General features: G+C 58.8%; 19 protein-coding genes and 2 rRNA genes. 9 read left to right on the forward strand and 12 right to left on the reverse strand.

Features of this window, described 5'->3' with window-relative positions; translation table 11 throughout:
* Together rrf (SOP85_RS31340) and rrf (SOP85_RS06930) are read left to right on the forward strand one after the other, a co-directional pair.
* A 5S ribosomal RNA gene (gene rrf, locus SOP85_RS31340) occupies positions 1 to 78 on the forward strand; the annotation flags it as partial.
* A gap of 108 nt (positions 79 to 186) precedes the next feature.
* Positions 187 to 302 (forward strand): 5S ribosomal RNA (gene rrf / locus SOP85_RS06930).
* Positions 303 to 372: 70 nt separating this feature from the next.
* On the opposite strand, the gene SOP85_RS06935 is transcribed toward rrf (SOP85_RS06930), so the two are convergent.
* Positions 373 to 1080 (reverse strand): GntR family transcriptional regulator, encoded by a 708-nt coding sequence (locus tag SOP85_RS06935; protein WP_274074995.1) that lies wholly within the window; start codon positions 1078 to 1080, stop codon positions 373 to 375.
* Positions 1081 to 1274: 194 nt separating this feature from the next.
* Between SOP85_RS06935 and lapG the strand changes: the two genes are divergently transcribed.
* Both lapG and lapD read left to right on the forward strand, forming a co-directional pair.
* Positions 1275 to 1967, forward strand: a complete 693-nt coding sequence (gene lapG / locus SOP85_RS06940; RefSeq protein WP_323608107.1) for a cysteine protease LapG — start codon at positions 1275 to 1277, stop codon at positions 1965 to 1967.
* Between the two features lie 14 nt (positions 1968 to 1981).
* Positions 1982 to 3928 carry a cyclic di-GMP receptor LapD gene (gene lapD / locus SOP85_RS06945; RefSeq protein ID WP_323626470.1) on the forward strand — a complete coding sequence of 649 codons (1947 nt, stop codon included), beginning with the start codon at positions 1982 to 1984 and terminating at the stop codon, positions 3926 to 3928.
* Positions 3929 to 3991: 63 nt separating this feature from the next.
* Here lapD and SOP85_RS06950 read toward each other — a convergent pair whose 3' ends face one another.
* From SOP85_RS06950 to bcsE, 10 genes are all read right to left on the reverse strand, one after another.
* Positions 3992 to 4357 carry a tryptophan synthase subunit beta gene (locus tag SOP85_RS06950; protein ID WP_323626471.1) on the reverse strand — a complete coding sequence of 122 codons (366 nt, stop codon included), beginning with the start codon at positions 4355 to 4357 and terminating at the stop codon, positions 3992 to 3994.
* 80 nt (positions 4358 to 4437) lie between these two features.
* Complete coding sequence (gene bcsC / locus SOP85_RS06955; protein ID WP_323626472.1) at positions 4438 to 8040, reverse strand: cellulose synthase complex outer membrane protein BcsC; 3603 nt, start codon at positions 8038 to 8040, stop codon at positions 4438 to 4440.
* Positions 8028 to 9161: a cellulose synthase complex periplasmic endoglucanase BcsZ gene (gene bcsZ, locus SOP85_RS06960; RefSeq protein ID WP_323626473.1), complete on the reverse strand. Its 1134-nt coding sequence runs from the start codon at positions 9159 to 9161 to the stop codon at positions 8028 to 8030. The genes bcsC and bcsZ overlap by 13 nt, the downstream gene beginning before the upstream one ends.
* Positions 9151 to 11457, reverse strand: a complete 2307-nt coding sequence (bcsB, locus tag SOP85_RS06965; protein ID WP_323626474.1) for a cellulose biosynthesis cyclic di-GMP-binding regulatory protein BcsB — start codon at positions 11455 to 11457, stop codon at positions 9151 to 9153. The genes bcsZ and bcsB overlap by 11 nt, the downstream gene beginning before the upstream one ends.
* Complete coding sequence (bcsA, locus tag SOP85_RS06970) at positions 11454 to 14051, reverse strand: UDP-forming cellulose synthase catalytic subunit (protein ID WP_323626475.1); 2598 nt, start codon at positions 14049 to 14051, stop codon at positions 11454 to 11456. Before bcsA ends, bcsB begins: the two co-directional genes overlap by 4 nt.
* Positions 14048 to 14767, reverse strand: coding sequence for a cellulose biosynthesis protein BcsQ (gene bcsQ / locus SOP85_RS06975; protein WP_323626476.1), 720 nt, complete (start codon positions 14765 to 14767; stop codon positions 14048 to 14050). Before bcsQ ends, bcsA begins: the two co-directional genes overlap by 4 nt.
* On the reverse strand, positions 14764 to 15018 hold the full coding sequence (gene bcsR, locus SOP85_RS06980) for a cellulose biosynthesis protein BcsR (protein ID WP_323626477.1): 255 nt from the start codon (positions 15016 to 15018) through the stop codon (positions 14764 to 14766). The genes bcsQ and bcsR overlap by 4 nt, the downstream gene beginning before the upstream one ends.
* Complete coding sequence (gene bcsG, locus SOP85_RS06985) at positions 14988 to 16631, reverse strand: cellulose biosynthesis protein BcsG (protein ID WP_323626479.1); 1644 nt, start codon at positions 16629 to 16631, stop codon at positions 14988 to 14990. Before bcsG ends, bcsR begins: the two co-directional genes overlap by 31 nt.
* Positions 16618 to 16818: a cellulose biosynthesis protein BcsF gene (gene bcsF, locus SOP85_RS06990; protein WP_323626480.1), complete on the reverse strand. Its 201-nt coding sequence runs from the start codon at positions 16816 to 16818 to the stop codon at positions 16618 to 16620. Before bcsF ends, bcsG begins: the two co-directional genes overlap by 14 nt.
* Positions 16815 to 18359: a cellulose biosynthesis protein BcsE gene (gene bcsE / locus SOP85_RS06995; RefSeq protein ID WP_323626481.1), complete on the reverse strand. Its 1545-nt coding sequence runs from the start codon at positions 18357 to 18359 to the stop codon at positions 16815 to 16817. Before bcsE ends, bcsF begins: the two co-directional genes overlap by 4 nt.
* Positions 18360 to 18891: 532 nt before the next feature.
* Between bcsE and SOP85_RS07000 the strand changes: the two genes are divergently transcribed.
* Genes SOP85_RS07000 through SOP85_RS07015 form a run of 4 tightly spaced genes read left to right on the forward strand, consistent with a single transcriptional unit; the run spans position 18892 to position 22578 of the window.
* The gene (locus SOP85_RS07000; protein WP_323626482.1) at positions 18892 to 19779 is read left to right on the forward strand and encodes a TauD/TfdA dioxygenase family protein; all 888 of its coding nucleotides are present in this window, start codon (positions 18892 to 18894) and stop codon (positions 19777 to 19779) included.
* Between the two features lie 18 nt (positions 19780 to 19797).
* Positions 19798 to 20823 carry an ABC transporter substrate-binding protein gene (locus SOP85_RS07005; protein WP_323626483.1) on the forward strand — a complete coding sequence of 342 codons (1026 nt, stop codon included), beginning with the start codon at positions 19798 to 19800 and terminating at the stop codon, positions 20821 to 20823.
* Positions 20824 to 20828: 5 nt separating this feature from the next.
* Complete coding sequence (locus SOP85_RS07010) at positions 20829 to 21689, forward strand: ABC transporter ATP-binding protein (RefSeq protein WP_323608097.1); 861 nt, start codon at positions 20829 to 20831, stop codon at positions 21687 to 21689.
* A gap of 22 nt (positions 21690 to 21711) precedes the next feature.
* Complete coding sequence (locus tag SOP85_RS07015; RefSeq protein ID WP_323626484.1) at positions 21712 to 22578, forward strand: ABC transporter permease; 867 nt, start codon at positions 21712 to 21714, stop codon at positions 22576 to 22578.
* 32 nt (positions 22579 to 22610) lie between these two features.
* Here the strand turns inward: SOP85_RS07015 and SOP85_RS07020 are convergent, their stop codons facing one another.
* On the reverse strand, positions 22611 to 23549 hold the full coding sequence (locus tag SOP85_RS07020; protein WP_323626485.1) for an RHS repeat-associated core domain-containing protein: 939 nt from the start codon (positions 23547 to 23549) through the stop codon (positions 22611 to 22613).
* 149 nt (positions 23550 to 23698) lie between these two features.
* Between SOP85_RS07020 and SOP85_RS07025 the strand changes: the two genes are divergently transcribed.
* Positions 23699 to 24622 (forward strand): LysR family transcriptional regulator, encoded by a 924-nt coding sequence (locus tag SOP85_RS07025; protein ID WP_323626487.1) that lies wholly within the window; start codon positions 23699 to 23701, stop codon positions 24620 to 24622.
* The last annotated feature ends 108 nt before the right edge of the window (positions 24623 to 24730 follow it).

Raw genomic sequence — 24730 nt, forward strand, 5'->3', positions numbered from 1 at the left:
CCCGAACTCAGAAGTGAAACGATGCATCGCCGATGGTAGTGTGGGGTTTCCCCATGTGAGAGTAGGTCATCGTCAAGATTAAATTCCGAAACCCCTATCTGCGCATGCAGGTAGGGGTTTTGTCTTTTAGTAGAAGCATCAAGAATTCGCTGGCACGTCGTAATGACGGACTGGCACACAGAATTTCTTGACGACCATAGAGCGTTGGAACCACCTGATCCCATCCCGAACTCAGAAGTGAAACGATGCATCGCCGATGGTAGTGTGGGGTTTCCCCATGTGAGAGTAGGTCATCGTCAAGATTGAATTCCGAAACCCCTGTCTGCTAACGCAGACAGGGGTTTTGTCGTTCTGGGCCTGCCGTTGCCTTTGCTACGAGGTTTTTTTGTTCTGGGCTTCTGGACTGGCGAGGTACCGGGTGATGACCTCAACCCCGCGATTGAGATGGTTGACCAGCAATTGCACCGATCCTTCGACATCCCGCGCGTCGGCGGCCCGCCACAAGGCCCGGTGATCTTCCTGGGACAACTTGCCCAGGCCCATCGCTTCGAGGTTGAAGCGCAGGAAACGCTCTTCTTCGTTCAGTCCGTCCTCTACCAGTTTCAGTAACCGGCGATTAGGTGCCCTGCTGTAGAGCGACATATGGAAGAGGCGATTGAGCCGGCCGATTTCGGTATAGTCCTGTTCCGTCTCCAGCTCGTCGATATAGCGCGCGGCCTGTTCGAGATCCGCCGCCTCAAGCAACGGCACCGATAAACGTAGTGCTTCGGACTCCAGTAAAATCCTTAGGGCGTAGGTTTCCGCGGCATCGCCCTGGACGAGCGGGGCAACCACAGCGCCTTTATGGGCGATCACGTTGAGCAATGCCTGGGCTTCCAGTTGGCGCAACGCTTCACGCACCGGCATGCGGCTGACCCCGAAGAGATCGGCCAGGTCTTGCTGGCGCAGAGCGATGCCACACGGCAGGCGACCGTCCAGGATGGCCGAGCGCAAGGTTTCTTCGATCACCGAGCGCGCCAGGTGCGCGGGAATCGGCCCGTTGACCTTGATACTGCTGAGGGGGTTGGGCTTTTGTGTCACTACTACGCACCCTGATTGACTGAAGTTTTGGATCCAATTGACACTAGTGACTGCCTGACGGCTTGTCAAACGCCCCATAAGAGCGTCTTTCCCTTAGTTTAGCGTGCCGTCAGTGATCTCAGTGTGCCATTATTTTTTCCCGAGCTAACCTACACCTTCACTCGATTCCACCTGACTACCCTGGATGCCTCGCCTTGGCGGTACGTTTTCCGATATCCCGGATCTTGCGCTGCTCGTGCGGCGCCTTGCTGCTGGCCGGTGTGCTGCTGGGCGGTGTGCATGCCGATTGGGACTTTTCCCTGATCAGCGCTCGGGCGCAGGCATTGTACGGATCTTTGGGCGAAGGTCAGCAGCGCATAGATGCGTGGCAGCACATGTTGGCTACGCAGAAACAAGTTGGCGAGCTGGAACAGCTCAACGTGATCAACCGCTTTTTCAACAAACAACTGCGTTACGTCGAAGACATTGACCTGTGGCACCAGGTCGATTACTGGGAAACACCCGTCGAGGCCCTGTGGAAAGGCGCCGGTGATTGCGAAGACTACGCAATCGCCAAATATTTCAGTCTGCGCCACCTTGGCGTTTCCAGTGACAAGCTGCGCATCACGTACGTAAAGGCGCTGAGCCTGAATCGCGCGCACATGGTGCTGACCTACTACTCAAGCCCGGAAGCCGAACCGCTGGTGCTCGACAGCCTTGTCGACTCGATCAGGCCAGCCAGCCAGAGAAAGGATTTGCTGCCGGTCTACGCTTTCAACGCAGAAGGGTTGTGGTTACCGGGGGCCAAGGGCAATCAGAAGGTCGGGGACACCAAGCGGTTGTCCCGTTGGCAGGATGTGCTGAAAAAAATGCAGGCCGAAGGATTCCCGGTCGAGACGACTAACTAGGAGCACGCCCACAGATGTCTTTGTTCAAACAGCTTTTGATCGCTATCTGTCTGTTCCTGGTCGTCGCCTTCACCGGCAGCTTCATGGTCAGCCTGGAAAGCTCGCGCTCCCAGTACGTCAACCAGCTGCGTTCCCACGCCCAGGATGCGGCGACGGCGCTGGCGCTGTCACTGACGCCCAATATCGACGACCCGGCGATGACCGAACTGCTGGTCAGCTCGATCTTTGACAGCGGTTATTACGCCAGCATCCGTGTGGTCGATTTATCCAACGACAAGACCCTGGTCGAACGCAGCGGCATTGCGGCCGATACCCGGGTGCCTGACTGGTTCGTCAAACTGATTGGCCTGGAGCCTGCCGGGGGCGATGCGATAGTCAGTCGCGGTTGGGTACAGGCCGCACGGGTCGAGGTGGTCAGTCACCCGATGTTCGCGCTGGCCAAGTTGTGGCAAAGCGCGTTGGGCAGCTTGGGGTGGTTGCTGTTCTGTGGCGTGGTCAGCGCGATACTGGGCGCGCTGTTGCTGCGTCGGCAATTGAAGCCCCTCGATTACATGGTCCGGCAGTCCCACGCCATTGCCCGCCGCGAGTTTCTCAGCCTGCCGCAATTGCCGCGCACGCCGGAACTGCGTCGCGTGGTGCAGGCCATGAACCAGATGGTCGAGAAGCTCAAGGCGCTGTTTCAGGAGCAGGCCGAACGCAGTGAAAAGCTGCGGGTCGAGTCCTATCAGGACAACCTGACCGGCTTGGCCAACCGACGTTACTTCGAGATGCAACTGAATGCACGGGTGAGCAATCCCGAGCAAGCCAGCTCCGGTTACTTGCTGCTGTTGCGGGTCAAGGATCTCACCGGGTTGAACCAGCGGCTGGGCGGCCAGCGCACGGATGCGTTGCTCCAGGCGGTTGGTCAGCAGTTGTCCCGCGAGTGCGCCAGATATCCGGAAACAACCAACCTGGTCACACGGATTCGTGGCGGCGAATTCGCCGTTCTGGCCCCAGGCCTGGTGCGTGAAGAAGCAGTGCAACTGGCGCAGCACCTCGACACGGCCTTGGCCAGTCTGTACGCGACCGGTGCTACTGACGTCCCCTCTGCAGCGGCGATCGGGCTGGCGCCCTTTATTCATGGCGACGCCCCGCAAGCCGTACTCGGGCTGGCGGATCAGGCATTGGCGCAGGCCGAAGGCCAGACCGATTCGAACTGGGTCTGCCTCGATCACAGGGCCCCGACCCATGTCGGCGACGACCATCATGCCTGGCACAACCTGCTGGATCAGGCCTTGGAGCAACGACGATTCAAGTTGTTTTTCCAGCCCGTGGTGGCCAGTCAGGACACGCAGCTGGTACTGCACTACAAAGTGCTTTCCCGCCTGATCGACTACCAGGGCGAGAGCATCCCTGCCGGACGTTTCTTGCCGTGGCTGGAGCGGTTCGGCTGGGCGGCGCGACTGGACCGGCTGATGCTGGAGCTGGTATTGGACCAGATGAGCACCCACGAAGAATCAATGGCGCTGAACCTGTCGTCGGCCACCCTCGAAAACCCGCAAGCGTTGACTGCGCTCTTCGCCACGCTGCGTTCGCACTCCGATCTGGGGTCGCGCTTGACCCTGGAAATCGGCGAAGAGCAATTACCACAGCAAGCCAGTCTCGAAGCGCTGACCCGGCGTTTGCGAGAGCTCGGGTTCTCCTTGGGTCTGCAGCATTTCGGTGGACGCTTCAGCATGATCGGCAACCTGGCGCGCTTGGGGTTGGCCTACTTGAAGATCGACGGTAGCTACATCCGTGCGATTGATCAGGAGCGCGACAAACGCCTGTTCATCGAAGCCGTCCAGCGAGCGGCCCATAGCATTGATCTGCCGTTGATTGCCGAGCGGGTCGAGACGCAAGGGGAGTTGGCGGTGCTTAGCGAGATGGGCGTGTACGGCGTTCAGGGACGGTTGGTGGGTGAACCCAAGCCTTGGCAATAGGGTAATCGCAAAGGTTGCAGCCTTCTCACAGCTGTCGCTGACGAAGGCTGCGATCCCCGGATGTCAGATAAACCCTGCCTCATCGTCTTCAACCAGATTACTCAACCCACCCAACGCCTCACGCGCCTGGAAGCGGTCCATGAGTTTGGTCTGCGCGGGCCCTGGCAGGTCCGTTACGAGAATCACGCCTTTGCTGATCAGCACGGCGATCAAGTCGTCGAGTACCCGGATCATTTCCAGGTCGCTCTGGCGCAGTTGCTTGAGCTGTTTGATTTGCAGCAGTTGTTTGTGGCTGGTGGCCATGACTTCATTGGCGAACCAGGCCTGGAGGTCAGGGTGGTCGGCCGGCAGCGTTTCCGTGGATTCGGCGTAGGCTTCGGCTTCCACGCGCAGCAGTCGGCCGTCTGTATTGCGTTGCACGTAGAACATCGAGCATCCCTCAAAAGTGAGCCGCGTCATGCTGTCAGCAGCATAGCTAACACCGTGCACAGCAGCGAGATTTCACATCGTCACCGCATATCCGCATAGGGTGTTACGGGTTCGATCGGCATCGGGAGGTTGCCCTGCCATTCATCGAAGGTGTAACGCAAATACAGCATCGCGCGGCTTGGGGCGTAGCCTTCGCTGTGTTGCAGGGTGATCCCCGAGCCCACGACCATATGATTGGTCAGGCGGCGTTCGACCAAACCTTGCAGGCGGATACTCGCGCCGCTGCTGCTGCTTCCGTCCTTGGTCAGGGTCGTGTCTGGATCGATTTCCAATCCAGCGGCGGCGGCCTGGCTGAATAGCTTGCCCGCCGGACCATCCAGTGGATACAAATCGCTTCCATCGGTTTTCGAGACAGACCAGCCCACCGAACTGTCCAGCTGAGCCGACCAGTTGGCATTACGCCACGCATAGCTGAAGGGTATGCCGATCGAGTAGTACCGTTGTGGACTGTAATAGCCGCCCTGACCCAGGGTGTACTCGCTCAAGTCCTTGTCGTAACCCCAATACATGAGGGTCAAACCGGTGCGCATGCGCTCGTCGGCGCGGTCCACCAGTCGGTAGTAGTAGCCGGTCATGGCCGAAAGGCGCTGATTGTCGACCACGTTTTTGCCGCGTAGCCAATGGCTGCCGAGACTGGCCCACACACCATCAACGCCACCTTCATCATGGCTCAGGCTCAAGGTCACACCGTTGCTGGTCACGCCACCCCAACGTGTACCGGACACGGGATCGACGGCTCCGGCGTATGACACGACCGAGTTGCTCATGGGCCGGCGTGAGGCGGTCAACGTCCAGCCAATGGACCTCCAGTCACTGCTGTAGGCGATACCTCCAAGCCAGTTGCCCACTTCGAAACCTTGCGGCGAATGGCCAAGGTCGAGCGCCCATTGATCTTTTTTCCAGCCCACAGCGAGGCTTGGCCCGCTGGTGCTCAGTGAAGTGCCGGGACAGCCATTGGGCACAGGCGCACCTGTCGCCTGAACCCGATATTGCACGGCGCAGGTGCCGAACTGTTCCCGGTGTAAACCATCGGCGTCGGTGTCGAAGGCGCTGGCGTCAAGGTCCACCTGTTCGGCCTGAACGAAGCCCTCTCCTTGGGCGAACGGCGAATCGATACGCACAATGGTTATCTGCGTCGTCAGGTCGGAGATGCCCGGTGCCGTGTTGTCGGTACGCCAAGCGTAGTCATGGTAAAGATTGACGGTCGGGTTCTGCTGTTTGTAAAGCTCGTCGACATCACTGCGCAGGCTTCGCGCCAGCCACTCATCGCTGTCCTTGGCGCGACTGGCCTCGGTCATGGCTACGTTGTCGCGGGGGCTGGCTTGGGCAGGTGAAATCAATCCTGCTGCGGCCATGCTGCGGGCGTAATTATCCAGCGCCTGTTGCGGCTGATCCCTGGCCATCAGACGCGCCGCATCGCGGTAGATCAGCGGATCGGTCTGGGGTGTTTTCAGCAGATTGGCGAACATCGCGCTGGCTTTGTCCTTTTCACCCACCGCAGACCAGGCATTGATCAGGCGTCGTTGCCAGGGCGCAGGTGCCGAAGGCGACGGGACGATTTTTTCCAGGCCGGCACGCGCTTGCTGGATGTGCCCGGTGGCAATCTGCATTTCGATCAAGCCCAACTGCGCCTCGTCATTCTGCGGCTGGAGCTTGAGCACCTTGCGGTAGTAACGTTCGGCTTCGACGTAATCTTTACGCTGGGCGGCCCAATCGGCGAGGGTGCCAAGATCATCCACCGTTGGATCACGCAACAACAAGGCAATGGCCTCAGACTCATGCCCGCTGTTACGTCGCTGTTCGACCTGAGCCATCAACTGCCGACGTTTGATCCGAGTCTGCAGTTCACGCATGTTATCGGTCCAGGCGGTGGCCGGAATCTGCCCGAGGGTGGCCAGCACTTCGCTGTCGCGGTTCTCATTGGCCAGGTACAGACCATGGGCGTAACGAGCCTCGGGATTGCGGCTTTGCAGCGCCAATAATTCATGGAACGCTTTATCAGCCTCTCGCGGTTGTCCCATGGCAATCTCGGCGGTGGCCAGGCGATAGGTCGTCCATGGATTGTCGGGGTCCAGCGTGCGGATTTTCTTCAGTAGTGATGCCAACTGAGCCCAGTCCGAATGCTGACTGGCGAGGTCAGCCTGCACATTCAGCCGCTCAAGTTCAATGCTCCGACGCAGGCTGGCAAACTCAGGCTGGTTGCTGGCCGGCAAGGTATTGAGGAAGGCTTCAGCGCGCTCGCTTGATTGCCCGCGATACAGTCGGACCAGTGCGCGCACCACGCTGCCATTGCCCGGTTCGACCTTGCGCGCCTGTAACAACAACGCTTCGGCCTCGATTTCATTGGACTCGGCCATAGCGACATTGGCGAGGCCGATCAATGGGTCGGCGGAATCAGCCTTGAGGGTTCGCGATTGCCGATACGCACTACGCGCCGCCGCATAGTCCTTGCGTTGCAGGGCTTCACCGCCTTTCTGCAGGAGCATCCAGTTGCGCGTAACAGCCTGTAGATCCTGCCATTTGCTGATGTAATCGGTGTCCTGTTCCTTGCTCAGAGCCGTGGAGAAAGCCTCATGTGCCGCCGAGTATTTGCCTTGGCGCATCAACGCGGTACCCAGTGCGCCGTAAAGGCTTGAATCTTGCGGATAAGCCTTAACGGCACGGCGTAACAGTCCCTCGGCTGTTGCAGCCCTGGCCACAGCGTCCGTGGCATTGTCTTGCTCAAGCAGGCCCTTGGCCTTGACGCCGGCCTGCCAGGCAGGATCGGTCAACAATCCTTGTTGCAGCGCAAGTCGCTGCGTAGCGTCTTTAGCCAACGGTGAATACGGGTAATAGTGAATGAATGCCTGCCATGCCTGCGCCGTTTTCGGGCCAGTTGGCAATTTGATCAGGTAGTTGTATTCCCGTTCCGCCGCATTGGCACTGGCCTGAGGATCAGCCGCCAATTGATGCAGCGTGGCCAGAGCCTCGTCGTCGCGACCCTCGGCGAACAATAGGCCGACCAGCATCTGTCGTACGCCGGTATTGCCTGGATAATCCCGGTCCAGCGCCTGCACATGACCGAGCACAGCCACTCTCTGGCCGCTGATCCGGCTGCGTGCGCTCCAGTATTCAAGCGCTGAGGCGAGGTCCGGCGGCTCTTTTGCGAATAGCTGTTCAAAGGCTTCACTGGCTTCGTCGTAGCGCCCGGCGGCAGCCAATAACCGCGCCTGCTGCAACTGACGCTGACCATCCTGGCTCTGCAATTTGATCAATGCTTGAGCCTGGCGCATTTGCGCGGAGTCCGGTGCTAACTGGCGCAGGCGAGTCAATCTCTGCTCGATCCAGGCGCTGTTCTGCGCCTGAGACTTATCAGCCAACGCCTGGCGTATTTCACCCACCAGGACCTGGGGATTGTCGGGGGCGATCAGTTTCAGCCGCGCCAAAGAGTCGCGAACCAGATCTTCGCGTTGCAACGCTTCACCGATACGCATCTGTTGCAGCAGCCATTGCTGTTGCTCCTGTTGAGTAACAGGAACCGTCGCTGCGAGCGTGGCACCGCTCAGACAGGACAGCAGCAGTGTGCAGCGCAAGACCAAAACCTTGAATGCACTGGTATGGGGGGCTCTGTTCAGTGCGTGCATGTACTCGTCCAGTTCGGTTGCAGTCGCCCATCCTTGTCGAACCGATAGCGCTGTTCGTCCCAGCCCTGGCCAAACATCAACAGCGACTGGTTGTAATAGGCATCGGCCAACGGCGGCGATTGACGCAGGCGTTCACGCTGGGCAGAGAGCACCGCAGCCGTCGATGCATCGTTGGTCAACAACGGCAAGAGTGCCGCCGAAAACCCGACCGGCCCAGAGCCCACGGTCTTTGCGGAGACGGAGTCGACGTGCTCCGGCACATAGCCCAGGCGGGCGGTGGCCTCAAGCATGGGTTTGAAGTGATCGAGCAAGTCGGTGCGCCCGGGGGCATCGGTCGCCAACATGCCGAGCCACAGATATACACGAATAGCGTCGTAGCTTCCCTGCGCGTCCTTGCCATCGACGGAAGCAACTTGCCCGGCCTGCCACACCAGCCAGTCCGGTGCGAAGCCTTTGGGAGCGCCCTCGATCAGCAGGCGCCGAGAGTTTTGCGCCACTTCGGCCCATACCGGTGCGATGAGCGCAAAGCGCGATAACAATTGTGGTGGCAGATAGCTGGGGTTCAGGCGCCAGCCCTGGCTGGATTCGAAGCCGACATCCCCTGGGAGCAACATAAGGCCAAGACCCGGCAGCTTGCGCAGGGTTTGTGCGGCGCTTCGCCACAGCAGGTGATTACCTGACGCCAGATAATCAGGCCGGTGCCACAGGCGGCCTGCTTCCAGCAGGCTGTAGGCAATCCATAGATCAGCATCGCTGGCGTTGTTGGCGTCAAGTACGCCCCATTGACCGTCCTTGTCGAGCCCCCATTTCCAGGCGGGCAGACGATGGCTGAGATCGCCGTCCGCCAGATTGTTGCGGGTCCAGGTCAACAGCCGGCCGAAGCTTTGCTCATCGTTGGCCACCAACGCAAAAAACAGCCCGTAGCTCTGCCCTTCAGACGTGGTGATCTGCTGCGGGGAGGACGCGTCTATAACCCGCCCATCATCGCTGATCATGTGCTGCTTGAAGTTTTCCCAGGCTGGCCAGACGCATTGGCTCGCGCCTTGCGCAGGCCATGCCAGGATTGGCAAAACCGCTGCAAGCAGTCGCGCCCGGGCATTACTCACCGACTTATTCTTCATAAGCCAGACGACGACGAGCTGCCCATTGCAGGACGCGCCAGATCAGGAACGCACTGAGCAGGACGCCAGACACGGCGAGAAATGCGAGCAGGACCGGGTGCTCGGACAACTTGAACCAGAGCATCAGCCACCATGGCAGACTGCCGACGTAATAGTGGTCGCCGACCATATGGCCCTGGACGCCACTACTGCGGATCAACACCACTGAGCCGGCCACCGCGTCCATCTTGCCGCTGTCATTGAGCGTCTCGCGCAACAACTGGAAGCCTGCATCTTCATTGGCCAACAGGGCCACGATGCTGCGCTGTTCATGGAAAGGTGATTGCATGCCGACCATTGCAGCAATCGGTCCTTCAGCTGAGACCTCGACCCGACTGGCAGCCGGGTTACCCGCGTTATTGTTTTGCGACGAACCCGGCCCCTGGTGGTTTGCTTTCAGCAGCCAGTCCCGGGAGCGGTCCAGGAGCACACTCATGTCCTGGTTATCGCGCATGCCTGGATCGAAAGAACCGAGGATCAGCACGTCTGCATCGCGCTTCGACACCTCGTCCCAGCTGTCGGTCAAGGTCAGGTTCATGGCGGGCAGACCCGAGCGCGCCGAAATACCGGCGATGGCTTCCAGGTACGTGCTCAGCTGCACGGCACTGGGCTGCGCTGGCACCATCACCACAGTCTCGGAAAGATCCGCCATGCGGCTGAAGGGGAAGCCACTGCGGGCAAACGCTGCCAGATCAGGCATGGCGATGTAATGGTGATAGCCCGACAAATCGATAGTCGACTGATCGTCGATCACCGCTTGAGTGTCCACCGGTAACGAGGTCTGGCAACGATCTCGCTGGGAACTGCTGGTCGTGGTGGCGAAGCTGAAATTGAACCGCAGGTTGTTGCGGTCGCCGATTTTCAGTGCCGGGACCGACAGGTTTTCATTGATGTTCGCCGACTCGCTGGACAACACGGCAAGGCGCAACTCTTCGAGCCGGTCATTGCTGTTGACCAGCAACGGCAGGCTGGTGATGAACTGATTGTTGAGGCTGATGTTCAGTCGCGAACCGTCATTGGTGGCCGATGGCGTGTAGCGGTATTTTGTTTGCAGCGGAATGCCCTGGTTGCGCCAGACAAACAGATCTGGCGGCAGGTTGATGTCCAGGCTGATAGGCAGGGGCTGCAGGCCGCTGGTACGCAATTGCTCGGGATACTTGACCAACTCTGCGAAACGAACGGCCCGATCGGTACGCATCCAGTTCGGAGCGTCATAGGGTTGGCGCGGCTGGATCTGCTGCACCTTGTCGATCACAACCCGCTCACCACGAAACAGATCGCCACCCAGCACCAGTGCCTGCGCGGCCACGGACAGATCGGCCTCGTCACGGCCCAGCACCAGCAACACCTTGCTGAAGCGGTCGGAGGGGTTGTCGATCATTTGCACCACCGGCGCCTCGACCGGCGGGAACTGCTTCATGTCACTCAGGAATGCCGGGCGACGAGTGTTGGTGGCAAATACGATGGCGGCAGTTACGGGCGTCGCGGGCGTCGCGGTGGGCAGTTGATCGAACAATACCGGGAGCTTTGTGCCGCGCCACGCGGCCTTGCTGCCGAAGTACGAGGCAAGAATACCCGCCGCACGCTGTTCGCCAAGCGTCGGCGAAGCCGCGAACACCATGTTCAGAACAGGCTTTTCATAGTCGCGCGCGTCAAAAAAAGGCATCGGGAAATAGGCCAGATCGTTTTGCACGATCAACGCCTGCTCTTTCAGGGATACCAGACTGGCCCGGCTGATATTGACCCACAGCGCGCTATTGGAAGGCTCTTCGCAAATGTCGGTGTAGTGGCCGACAAACTCCAGCCTCACGCGGTTGAAGTCGCTGATCAGGCGCGGATCGAGTTCGACTTGGCGGACGGTCTTTTTCCCCAACTGCTCCTTGTCGATGGTGATCACGCTCATCAGCACGTCGTTGAGGTAGACCCGCAGGTGCGAAAGTGTTGGCAGCAGTGCCGGTGACGGTGTGTATTCAAGTTGCAGCTTCGCATCGCTGGCGATGCGGTCGCGACGCATGGTGAATTCAAACTGTTCGGTGTTGTGCGTGCCGAGCAACAGACTGTCAGCCACTCGCCCCAGCTCTTCGAAATTACGCGATACGTCCCAGCCAGGCACGCTGCTCACTGCAACCGAGACTGACGCTGGCGTCGTGACCGGTGGTTGCTCCTTGAGGGTTTGCTCCTTGATGGGCTGCGCCTGGGCGCAACTCATTGCCAGCGACAGCAGGCTTACCAGCGTGAAGTTGAAATAGCGACTCATGGGGCGCATACCGATCGAGAATTGGAAGAAAGGGGGGGCGCTTTGGCGAAACGCGGCACATAGCTGATCAGCCAAGCGAGCAAACGCGTGAACGGTCGGGCCAGGTTCCGTGTCCAGGCAGGCAAGTATTGATACAGGCGGTAATAGCCACTGGCACCCAGGCGCAGCACGTCGATAAAACTATGCAGCGGCCTGTCCGGCTTGAAGTCTTCGTTCCAGTTCAACCAGGCATCGGCACGGGAAAAAGTGCATTGCACGTAATCGATTTTCTGTTGCGAAGTAAGCTCGTTTAGGGCGATACCAATAAAGTTCTTGTGGCTGCGGCTGATGATGCCGGAGAACAGGAACTCGCGTTCTCCGCGCTGCATCATCAGGTAAATCCGCTCACCGATTGACAGGGAAAGCTCAACGTCCAGCTCGACACCGGTGCCCCCTTCGGAGTAGTCCACCAGCATGCAGGGATAGAATTTTCCGTTTTGCAGGCGCACCGCCGCCGGCAGCTTGGCCTGCACACGATGGGTCTCGCGCACCTGGCGAACCTCAGCGGCAATGGCCACCGCGGAGCCGACGATCAGCAAGTTGTAAATGACCCACAGACTGCTGACCAGCGTGGTGCCGATTTCATTGCTCGGCCCGTAGAACAGACGCCATATCGCAAAACCCAGGCCAATGATATTCAGCAGCGCCAACACCAGGTACGGTCTGGCGATACCCCAGTCGAACTGATCTTCAGTCATCAAGCCGCCCTTGGCGGTCACGTTGAATTTGCCTTTCTTGGGGTTGAACAGGGCAACGGTGGTCGGCCGCGCGATGTACCAGGCGAGCACGGTTTCATAGACCTCTCCCCAGAACGTCAAACGGTGTTCTCCCTGCATGCGTGAGTTGGTCAGGCTCGCATGAACCATATGCGGGATCACATACAGAATGATCATCAAGGCCGGCGCGTAGATGATGTAGGCGTGCAACAGCAGGAACGCCAGAGGCGCGGTAAGGAACACCAGGCGCGGCAGACCTGCAAGAAAGTGCAGCATGGCGTTGGCGTAGCAGATGCGTTGAAAGATCGTCAGGCCTTTGCCCAGCAACGGGTTGTCCGTACGGAAAATCTGCGCCATGCCCCGAGCCCAGCGAATCCGCTGGCCAATATGTGCAGACAGGGTTTCAGTGGCCAACCCCGCAGCCTGGGGAATGCGCACATAAGCCGAATTCCAGCCCTTTCGGTGCAGGCGCAACGCGGTATGGGCATCTTCGGTAACGGTTTCCACGGCAAAGCCACCGATTTCATCAATAGCCGAACGCCGTAGCACGGCACAGGACCCGCAGAAAAATGCGGCGTTCCACATGTCGTTGCCATCCTGGACCAGGCCGTAAAACAGCTCGCCTTCATTGGGCCGCTGCCGAAAGGTATCGAGGTTGCGCTCGAAAGGATCCGGCGATAGAAAGTGATGCGGCGTCTGCACCAAGGCCAGCTTGGGGTCGCGCAGGAACCAGCCCACCGTGAGTTGCAGGAATGAACGCACTGGCACGTGATCGCAGTCGAAAATGGCCACCAACTCCGCATCGAGCTGCTTCAAGGCCTGGTTGAGATTGCCAGCCTTGGCATGCTTGTTATCGCTACGAGTGATGTAATTCACCCCAGCCTGTTCAGCGAACAACCGGAATTCATCACGCTTGCCATCGTCGAGTATCGAAATACGCAACTTTTCCTGGGGCCAGTCGATACCGAGGGCGGCATACACGGTGTTGCGAACGATGGACAGGTCTTCGTTGTAGGTCGGGATCAACAGATCGACCGTAGGCCATAACCTTGTATCACCAGGCAGTTGCGACGGTGGGCGGTTCAACGGCCAGCAGGTCTGGATGTAACCGAGCAACAGCACCAGCCATGAGTACGTTTCGGCAATCAGCAACAGGACCCCGCAAGCCAGATCCAATGGGCTGTCCCAGTTCAGGGTCGCGGTGTAGCGCCACCAAAGGTAACGACAGGATACGATGATCGACAGCATGATCAGCAGCAGCGTCGGAAACCGGCCCGGAACGCGCCGAATCACCATGGCTACCACCCACAGCAGAATCACGAAAATCAGTTGCGATATGTAATTGAAGGGCTCGGTGATGCACACCACCACGAGGATCAACCCGATGGCGGCGCAGATGTAATTCAGCCAATGCTGCTGGCGAGGATCAAGGTTGCGCCACCATTTAGCACCGTCATGCATGACTTTGCTCTCGCTGGCGTGCTCCGGCAGGCCAGTGAGAAAAACACCGATACGACTCCAGAGGCGCTGGTTGGATTTGCCAACGCTCTTCGCCCATTGCGGTGCAGAGCGCGGGCGGGCTTGCGGCCAGGGACGGAATACCAGTAACCACAAGCTTTGCAGGGCAATGCGCAAAGGGTCACCCACACTTGGAGCGGCTTTGCTGGCCAAGTGCGGATACCAGCGCTGGCGCTGCTCTATCAGACGCTGCCAGGCCGGCGACTCCAGTCGCAGGAACAGCCAGGCCAGCGCGGTGAACGACGCCAGCAGCAAAGCCGTCAACGGGTAGCAGTCGTAGCGACGACGCAGATACAGGTAAGGAAACCATTGCCTGATCATGTCAGCTCTCGGCGTCTTGCCAGGCACCAGGTCGCCAGACTCAGTGCATCTTGCGCAGCAAGGCTGTCCGGTGCGTATTGCCCCACTGACTGCTTGAACGCGAGCGCTTCGCGCACGGCTTCGTCTGCATGTACTTTCATGGGCAAGAGACGAGCTGCATAGTGTTTTCGCCAGATGAGCAGCAGATCGCGTTGCAGCTGGCTGCCGGGATCAAAGCGATTCACCAGGACGGGATTGTTACCCGCCTGCTGCAACAGCAGCACATGGCAAGCTGCATCAGCCTCGGCTACCTGAATCGGGAGCAGGCAGGGGCCAAGGGTGGCATGCCCCGGCAAGCGTTGCGGTACATCGAATAGCAGCCAGTCAAAGTGAGCCGCCAGACTCGCCTGACGCCGGGCCCAGATCTGCGGGTCATGGAGCAGTTGCTGCTCAATGCTCATGGTCTCTTCGGCACTCAGGCGACCATAAGGCAAAAGCTGCAGAAACGGCTTCAGGCTCCAGGCCTGCTTGTGCCAGTCCTGACCATCGAGCATCGCCCGCGCCCAACCCGAATCCTGGGAGTCCAGCAGATTGAAATGCAGACGCAGCAGGTTTTCCGGGCACAGGTCGATCATCAGTACCCGCTCACCGAGGCTTTCCAAGGCATGACCGAGCGCGGCCACCAACGACGTGGTACCGACTCCTCCACGGACTCCGCAGATACTCAGCGATGTCACTTGAGCGCCCCGAACTTGCCCTGGCGTACTGGCTGGGCAACCGGCGATGATGACTGTTTGCCAGTGATCGCGAAATCAGCCAGCAACGGCCAGCGCTTTTGCGCCCGGCTTAGTTCCAGCAGTGCCGAAACATCGACGTATTCCAGACTCGGCAAGTGCAGCTCGGCTTTAAGCCGGGCAATATCATCGGCTCGCTCGCTGCGCGAGAGCGTCTGGTTCTTTACTTGAGACTTTGCGGGTAAGGAAGCCAAGCTCCTTTCTCCTTGATTCGAACATAAGGCTTGCCCGCGTAGTCGAGGACAACGGTGCCAGCGTTTTCCGAGACCGCCGGGGTTTGCGGCAGATTGGCCAGCAATGCCTGCCAGTCCGGGCCCAGGCCATCGCCTTGAGGAGGCGCGGCGTACAGGCGCGAGATAATTTCCGACAGAGCCAGATAACTGCTCGGTTCTTTGATGAGAATCGGCTCAGATCGCGGATTCTTACCCATGCCCACTAACTTGATGCCGACCGGCACGTGGGTAATCGACGAACTCGGGATTTCCCGCATTCCGGATATCTGCATGCGGTCACCGTGCAAGGCGGCACCATGTTCAGGCACGATCACCACCGCCACCCGGCGTCCGCTCTTTTCCAGGTCTTTGAGGAAAGCGCTCAGGTCATCGATCAATGCCTGGGCGCGGGGCTTGTATTCGGCGCTCTTGGTGCCGCCATCGAGGGTCAGGCTGCGGTTGCCGTCATGCAGCGTCGTGGTGTTGTAGAACAGCGCTACCCTGGAATCACTCTGCCCCTCTCGGTGTTGCCACCATTTGTTCAGGACTTCACGATCACGCCAGATTGACGAACCATCGAAACCCACCAGGGCGCGCTGCAAACTGGCGACACTGACTGCCGGCGCCGGCAATGACCCTTGGGCACGTACTTCGTCGATAAAGCCTTCAAACTGGCCGGTGTGGTTGAGCATGACTTCGCTGTTGAATCCCAGTTTGCGCAGGTCATCCATCAACAGGCATTGCTCGGGCGCCGCGTCGTAAAGCTTGCTGTGCGACTGCTGGCCGCAACTGGCGCGCAATAGCCGAATGGCCGCCGGCCCACTGTAGGAAGTGGCCGAGTTGAAGTTCTCGAACACGATGTCCATCTGCCGCAACAAGCTGTTATCACGCAAACCAACAGCGTCCAGGTCATCCCAGGCCATTGAACAGATATTGATGAGCAACAGATCGAACGGCTGAGCCGCCGATGGTGATGGCTGGAATACAACCTGCCGACCGGCCTCGGTGCTGTAGAAGTTTTGCAGATAAGCGTCGAGTGTCGCGCTGTCCGGTTCGGCGCTGACGATCGGCGCGCCACCGGAAACGGGTGCTTGAGCAGTACTTTGCGGTACCTGCGCATGCATTGCCATCAACCCTGCGCCGCCCAGCCAGGCGAAACCGGCAAGGGTCAAGGTGGTCAGGCGCAGCCACTGACGCACGAAGAAATAGGCCACCACTAAAACCAGCAATGCACCGCACAGGTTCAGGTCAATGAAACGGCCGGCAAGATCGAGCAGATAATCGGCGCTGAAATTCAGCACGCCCGGCTGGTCCAGTAACCTGCTGAAAGGCGGCAGCCAAGTGTCCTGATAGAACAACGCTACACCCAGCGGCAAGGCGATCAACGTGCGCAGCAACGCCAGGTATCGATTGCGCAGCGGCACCAGCAATATAGCGGCGAAGACCAGGTTCGGCAGGATCTGCAGGTTCAGGTAACCGCCCCAGAACAGCGTCAGCTTGATGAGGAAATACAGGTTCCACAGTCCCAGGCCGGGCCAGGTCCAGTCGCTTTGTGCTGCTGTCTTGTCTACTTCGATTCGCTCAGGACGGTTCATGTGCGTCACTCTCAACGGGCGACACAGGTTTGCGCCGACGCACCCCCCGCGGCTGCAGATAACGCGGTGACAAATACTGCTGGAGCAAGCGATTGAAGCGCTGCAAAAAACTGCGCAGAACCAGCATTATCGCGACGGTCATCAGGCAGCTTGCCGCGATAACCTGCAACAATTGGACGTAACTCATGGGCACGGCTCCGACAACGGCAGCGTAATACGTTGCGGCGTGTAACCGCTCTGGGTAATGGCGCGAGTCAAATCAGCGGTTACCTGCCCGGTGGCCAGGCGTGATGCTTCAAGAGTTTCGGGAGCATCTAGAAAATCCTGGCGCGGCAACACATCCACGCCGGAAAGCACCTTGCACTCGCTGAAAATGTCGCGCCATGGCAGGCGGCAAATGTTGCCCAGTGCTGGTTCCAGTCCGTCGCCACGGCAAGCGAACAGAAACAGATAGAACACGCCGTCGAGTGCGCAGGCGACATCGCCGAAGCGGCGCAAGGTGATCTGACTCAAGTATTGGTCGATGTTCAGTTCGCCTCTTGGGCGCAACCGCAACAATTGATGGACAAGCTCGCCCGAAGCGCCGCCGTAGACCTCATCAAGCAAGTCGATAAATTCACGAGGTGGCAATATCCCGCGCTGCGCAGGAGGACGTAGACGTGCAAACAGTGATTGGATATCGGGTGTCTGACGATAACGCCAGATCTGTCCCTGGGCGCTTTCCACCATGCTGAGGAAGTTTGCCAGTGTGGTTTTGGCAGGCACGATGAGGTTGGCCCCGCAAGTCAGCAATAAGCGTTCGTCGCGGTACCGCAGGCAAGGCTCCATTTCCCGCACGATGATCTTCAAGGCGGCGCCACATTGCTCGCGTAATCCGTGTAATTGCCGAGCCAGCGGTTCTACATCCTGGTTGCTTTCCAATGTCAGGATCACGCAGGCTGCCCGCGCGCGTGCCGCCTGCTGAAGGAGATCGGCACGATGTTCAAAAAGTCGCCATTGCTCGGACAAGGGTGCCGACCCCTCAAGGGCAGAGCGCTGGGTCAGGTAGATACGCTGGTCATCGGTACGGGTTTGCGAGGGAGTCGATAGCTGCGAATCGCTCAAGGAAAAACCACTGTCGGACACTTCCAGGTCAAATGTTTGAGCGGCGCAAACACCTAACTCACTGTGCCAAAAATTCAATTGGTAGTGAATCGCGCCATCTTGGCGATACAACTGCGCCAAACCGGAAAGTTGCTCATTAAGACGGGACAAACACTCATGTAATAGTGGCGCTTGACCGCTGGACAGAACTAAGAGAGTGCAGTCGATATTCAACAACCATTGGCGGGTACTTTCACACCAGCGTTGTAACTGTTGGGTACCCAGGCTTTCCAGATGGGCCGAATTCAGCATCAACACGAGCTGACTGCCGCGTGCGATTTTTATTCGCTGCAGATCAGAGGTCAAGGCCGTGAAGGCCTGACGAGCAGAGGTGTCATGAGGCATGGAAAACATGCGCAGCGCCGAAGGACCGCAATCTGCAGCCAAAGTCTCGGCGATGGCTTCGGGGTCGGTGCCGCTGCATATCAACGTGGCAGTATTGTCTTCAGATAACGCCGATAAAAACTGACGCGCAAAAATTTCCGCATCGGTCGTACGGTCCAAAGCAATCCAATACAACCCGCCTCTTCGTAGCAGCATTTGCTCATCCTGCAGATGCCGGATGGCTAACGTGACATGACCCACAGCCTTCTACTCCAATCCGAATGCACGAAAAACACTCAACCCGAATGGTTAAGAATCGGCAAAACATGAAGGCCGCTAACTAAGAGAAGATGAGACAAAGAGTAATTAGCATCGCTTTCTGCGGCGAAGCTCGTCTCAATAAAATGATAAAAAACTTTCATCAATCAACTAAGCCAGAGAAACCTATCACCGCACCAGAGCCTGATGGCCTTTTTGCAGGGTGCGAATAATGTGATACCAAATTGCCCGTGTCAATATTTTGTAAGAAAGACTTTAGGGTCGAAGGGACGAACGGCGAATAATCGTCATTTTATTGGCGCCTTTGATTGGTTAGCGAAACTATATCGCAGCGCTACAAATGCCATATCGTTATTCTTTAACGGTATTTAAATTAGTCTTCTTATATCTATAAAGTTAATTCCCTGCGTACCTGCCGACCAATCGGCGCGCCGCACGACACGAACCAACACGACATCCGTGAGTTTCTGATCGACGCGCGCGCCCTTGAGCGTGCCGTGCGTGGGAGTGTTTTATGTCTGCAGCTTCAGCATCGCCAAGCATCGCGCCACAATTCTTCGAAATCCGCCCGTTCAGCGGCGCGGTGGGTGCCGAAATCATCGGTCTCGATTTGTCCCGCCCGGTCAACGAGCAGGACTTCGCACGCATTCACCGTGCGCACCTGGATCATCACGTGGTGGTGTTCCGCGACCAACGCATTACTCCCGAGCAGCAAATCGATTTCAGCCGCCGTTTTGGCGTGTTGCAGATCCATGTGCTCAAGCAATTCCTGCTGGCCGGGCACCCGGAAATCCTCATCGTTTCCAATATCATCGAGAACGGCCAATCCATCGGCCTGGGAGATGCCGGCAAGTTCTGGCACTCCGATCTTTCCTATAAGGAACTGCCAAGCCTGGGTTCGATGCTGCATGCCCAGGAACTGCCGTCCGAAGGCGGCGACACCCTGTTCGCCGACATGCACAAAGCCTGGGGCAACCTGCCCGAGGCGCTACGCAAGGCCGTCGAAGGGCGCTCGGCCGCGCACTCCTACACGGCGCGCTACAGCGAGACCAAATTCGAAGGCAACTGGCGCCCGACCCTGACCCCGGAACAACTGGCGCAAGTCGCCGAAGTCATCCACCCGGTCGTGCGCACCCACCCGGAAAACGGGCGCAAGGCGTTGTTCGTCAGCGAGGGTTTCACCACCCGCATCGTTGGCCTGCCGGAAGACGAGAGCAAGCAATTGCTCGACGAGCTCTACGCCCACAGCGTGTTGCCGCAAAACATCTACCGCCATCAGTGGCAGCCCCATGACCTGGTGTTCTGGGACAACCGTTCGCTGATCCACCTCGCCGCCGGATGTCCCAGCCATCTGCGCCGCAAGTTGTATCGCACCACCATCCAGGGCGACGCGCCTTTCTGATTTGCCGGAGATTTGACCATGTCCAAACGTCTACCCTTTGCACCGCTGGCCGCGGCCCTCGGCCTGGGTTTCAGCCTGATCGCCGGCAGCCTGGTGGCACCGACCGTGGCCCACGCCGAAGGTGAAATCCGCATCGCCGAACAGTTCGGCATCGTCTACCTGCTGCTCAACGTGGTGCGCGACCAGAACCTGATCGTGAAGTACGGCAAGCAGGAAGGCATCGACATCAAGGTCGACTGGACCCAGCTCTCCGGTGGCGCGGCGGTCAACGATGCGCTGCTCTCCGGTTCGATCGACATTGCCGGTGCCGGCGTCGGTCCGCTGCTGACCATCTGGGACCGCACCCACGGCAAGCAGAACGTCAAGGCCGTGGCCTCCCTGGGCAACTTCCCGTACTACCTGGTGAGCAACAATCCCAAGGTCAAGACCATCGCCGATTTCACCGAGAAGGACCGCATCGCGGTGCCGGCCGTGGGCGTGTCGGTGCAGTCGCGCTTCCTGCAATACGCGGCCGCCAAGCAGTGGGGTGACAAGGAATTCAATCGCCTCGACAAGTACACCATCGCCGTCCCTCACCCTGATGCCACGGCCGCATTGATCGCCGGCGGCACCGAGTTGAGCGGGCACTTCTCCAACCCGCCGTTCCAGGATCAGGCGCTGACCAACCCGAACGTGCACGTGGTGCTCAACACCTATGACCTGCTCGGCCCCAACTCGCCGACGGTGCTGTTTGCCACCGAGAAATTCCGTGAGGAAAACCCGAAGACCTACAAGGCCTTCATCGATGCGCTGACCGAAGCCGCGCAATTCGCGCAAAACGATAAAGGCGCGGCGGCGGACACTTACATCCGCGTCACCAAGGCCAAGATCGACCGCGCCGAACTGCTGAAAATCATCGACAACCCGCAGTTCGAATTCAGCGTCACGCCGAAAAATACCTACCCGCTGGCCGAGTTCCTCTACCGTGTGGGCGCGATCAAAAACAAACCGGATTCGTGGAAGGACTACTTCTTCCAGGATGCCAAACCGCTGCAAGGGAGCTGACCGACATGAACGCCCCCTTGCAAGGCCACACGGTCAGCAAACCGATCGCCGCAGCCCAGGCGCTGTTGTCGGTCGATAACGTCAGCCTGGAGTACCGCACGCCCCAGCGGGTGGTGCGGGCCACCCACCAGGTCAGCTTCGAGGTCGATCCGGCGGACCGTTTTGTCCTGCTCGGGCCGTCTGGGTGCGGCAAGTCAACCTTGCTCAAGGCCGCTGCGGGATTCATCCAGCCAGTCGAAGGTGAGATCCGCCTTCAGGGTCAGCGCGTCGATGCGCCGGGGCCGGACCGCATTGTCGTGTTCCAGGAATTCGATCAACTGCCGCCGTGGAAAACCGTCAAGCAGAACGTGATGTTTCCGCTGCTGGCCTCGAAAACCCTCAAGCGTAAAGAGGCCGAAGAGCGGGCGCTGCACTACCTGGAAAAGGTCGGCCTGGCGGCATTTGCCGACGCCTATCCACATACCCTGTCGGGCGGCATGAAGGCGCGCGTTGCCATCGCCCGGGCGCTGGCGATGCAGCCGAAAATCCTCCTGATGGACGAACCCTTCGCCGCGCTCGACGCCCTGACCCGACGCAAGATGCAGGAAGAATTGCTGCTGCTCTGGGAGGAGGTGCGCTTCACGCTGCTGTTCGTCACGCACTCCATCGAAGAGGCGTTGGTGGTGGGCAATCGCATCCTGTTGCTTTCGCCACATCCGGGTCGGGTGCGGGCGGAAGTCCACAGTCATCAATACGATCTACACAGCCTTGGCGGCGTGGCTTTTCAGGAGTCGGCGCGGCGCATTCATAGGCTGTTGTTCGATGAAGGCCAGTCGCCGGAAACCGAGCGCGAGCTCGATTTTGCCGACATCCGCATCGCTTATTGAGCCAGTTTGAGAGGAGGGCCCGATGAGCCATTTATCATCTGCGCGTGAAGAATTCGAAACCGTTTTGCAGCCACTGACCAGCGTACCGCTGGAGCGTGAATTACCGCTCGGCCAACGCCTGTGGCAACAGGGCTGGCTGCGCAAAAGCCTGATCCTGATTCTGCTTGCCGTACTCTGGGAGGCCACTGCGCGTTACACGAACAACGACTTGCTGTTGCCGAGTTTTGTGCAGACTGCTCATGCGCTGTATGACGGCCTGCTCAGCGGTGAGTTGCTGGGCAAGGTGTGGATTTCCCTGGTGGTGCTGCTCAAGGGCTACCTGATCGGCATTGTCCTGGCGTTTGCCCTGACGACGCTGGCGGTATCGACCCAATTCGGTCGCGACCTGCTCAGCACCCTGACCTCGATGTTCAACCCATTACCGGCGATTGCGCTGCTGCCGCTGGCGCTGCTGTGGTTCGGCCTGGGGCAGAACAGCCTGATTTTCGTGCTGGTGCATTCGGTGCTCTGGGCCTTGGCACTCAATACTTACGCAGGCTTTCTCGGCGTCTCGGAAACCCTGCGCATGGCCGGCCGCAACTACGGCCTCAAGGGCATGCGTTTCGTGCTGTTCATCCTGATTCCGGCGGCACTGCCGTCGATCCTCGCCGGATTGAAAATCGGCTGGGCCTTCGCCTGGCGCACGTTAATTGCCGCCGAATTGGTGTTTGGGGCCACCAGCGGCAAGGGCGGGTTGGGGTGGTACATCTTCCAGAACCGCAATGAGTTGTATACGGACAAGGTGTTTGCGGGGTTGGCGGTGGTGATTTTGATTGGGTTGCTGGTAGAGAATCTGGTGTTTGATTCGTTGGAGCGGGTGACGGTGAAGCTGTGGGGGATGCAGCGTTGAATTGACATTGGCGCGATACAAAAGGGTGTGGGTCAGCTATTTTCGCGCATCCACACCAAACGTTGTATCCGGCTTATCCGGGCAGGGTCATTCTGTATCGCGACTGAGGCATGAGAGTTGTTCTCGCGAATTTGCTCAACCATATGGCTCGGATCGGTGCGGGTTGATATCTGTGGGAGTTGGCGGGAGATGTCGCTATCAATTAATGGGCTCATGTCCTGGGCGGTGTATGGCGGAGGCGGAGGCGGTGGTCGAACTGAAGGTCTAGGCATGCGGCGTGTATACGCTGGAGGCGTTCCGTCAAAGATCGCCAAGGTGTTTGGAATCAGTTTTTTGTAGGAGAAGGTGCCAGGGTCATGGCTGAAGTACGCAGGTGGACTATCATGGGGTCTCGAAAAAGAGCTGATACTCCCAAATATTTCTTCAGTGGGAGGAACAGTACGACGTAGGGATATCGAAGGCGCTGCGTCCATGGGTCTATTTCCGAGCGCGCCTCTCCCAGTGACAGGGGAGCTTGACACCCAGTGATCGAAAAGCGTGTTTGCTCTACGCCGAGCGTAGTTAATGGCGGTTTGTAGAGCTGAGGAAATGACGCGCAATACTCCAACATGTCCAGTCGGATCTATATGATTGACTGGATCTCCCACGCAATACGTATACGGATTCAACCCGCCCCACCCAAACGGACTCCAACTGTCCGGACTATGAAACCGCATCAATCGCGGGTTGTAGGCACGATAGCCATTACCCAACAAATACCAACTGGTTTGCATCTCACGCAATTGGCCATTGAGGCCCAGGTGTGTGATGACTTCCTGTTGCCCGGACTGTTGCCCGTAAGCGGAATAGGCGATGGCGTTGGTTCTCCCATCGACGATTTCGACGATGATTGAATGGCTGCTGTCGGTTGCCAGCAGCGTCGTGCGTTGCCAGGAAGGAAATTTCTGATCAACAGGTTTGAGTTGAGTCATGCCGATGGCTTCGCCGAAATATGGTCGAGAGATTTAGTTTTACACCTCACGTCCTCAGGCGAGAACTATCAGAACTGCTAGGGCGTCTGGATCTTTTGATCTGCTAGCATTGCGCCTGAATCAATCCTGATTAGCTACGAGTGCTCCCCATGCAACTCCCAGACATGAACCTCTTGGTCGCCCTCGACGCCCTCCTCGACGAGGGCAGTGTGGTGGGCGCAGCGCGGCGGATGAACCTCAGCCCGGCGGCCATGAGCCGCACGTTGACGCGCATCCGCGAGGCCATTGGCGATCCGATACTGGTGCGTGCCGGCCGGGGGCTGGTGCCGACGCCGAAGGCGCTGGAATTGCGCGAACAGGTGCGCGATGTGGTGGAGCAGGCCGCGCAGTTGTTCCACTCGGCCAGGGTGGTGGATCTGGGCAGTTTGCGGCGGCGCTTCAGTATCCGCGCCAACGATTTTTTCATCGGCATCTACGGCGGCAAGTTGTTCGATACCGTGGAGCGTCAGGCCCCGCATTGCGAATTGCGTTTTGCGCCAGAGGGCGATGGCGATGATGAGGCCTTGCGCGAGGGGCGCATCGATCTGAGCGTCAGCAACAACCGGCCGTTGATGCCGGAAGTGAAGGTGCAGAACCTGTTTTCCACTCAGTTTGTCGGCCTGGTGCGCGAGGACCATCCATTGCTCGATGAGGAGATTACTGCCGAGCGTTTTGCAGGGTTTCCCCACATCAGTATGTCCCGCCGCGGTATCGCTCGAGGGCCGATCGATGCGGCACTCAACGCCCTGGGCCTGGAGCGCCGGGTAGCGGTGATCGCCCCGAGTTTCCACGCGGCGATGTTCGCCTTGCCCGATTCCGACCTGATTCTGCCGGTGCCCAGGGAGACGTTATTGAGCGTCCGTCGGCTGGGGCTGAAGTTGCGTTCGTTCACCCTGCCAATCCCGTTGCCCACCATCGTGCTCAACCAGGCCTGGCATCCTCGTTTCGACAATGACCCGGCTCACCGCTGGCTGCGCGAAACCCTGAAAACCTGCTGTGACGAGACTTGGCTGGCCGCGCAACCGGTCCTGTAGGAGCGAGCTTGCTCGCGAAAGCGGTGGGTCAGACGACTTCATTGTTGTCTGACACGCCCTCTTCGCGAGCAAGCCCGCTCCCACAGAGTTCTGTATCGTTGCGTCTAG

This window comes from Pseudomonas sp. YuFO20 (assembly GCF_035064975.1).
Lineage (GTDB): Bacteria > Pseudomonadota > Gammaproteobacteria > Pseudomonadales > Pseudomonadaceae > Aquipseudomonas > Aquipseudomonas putida_AE.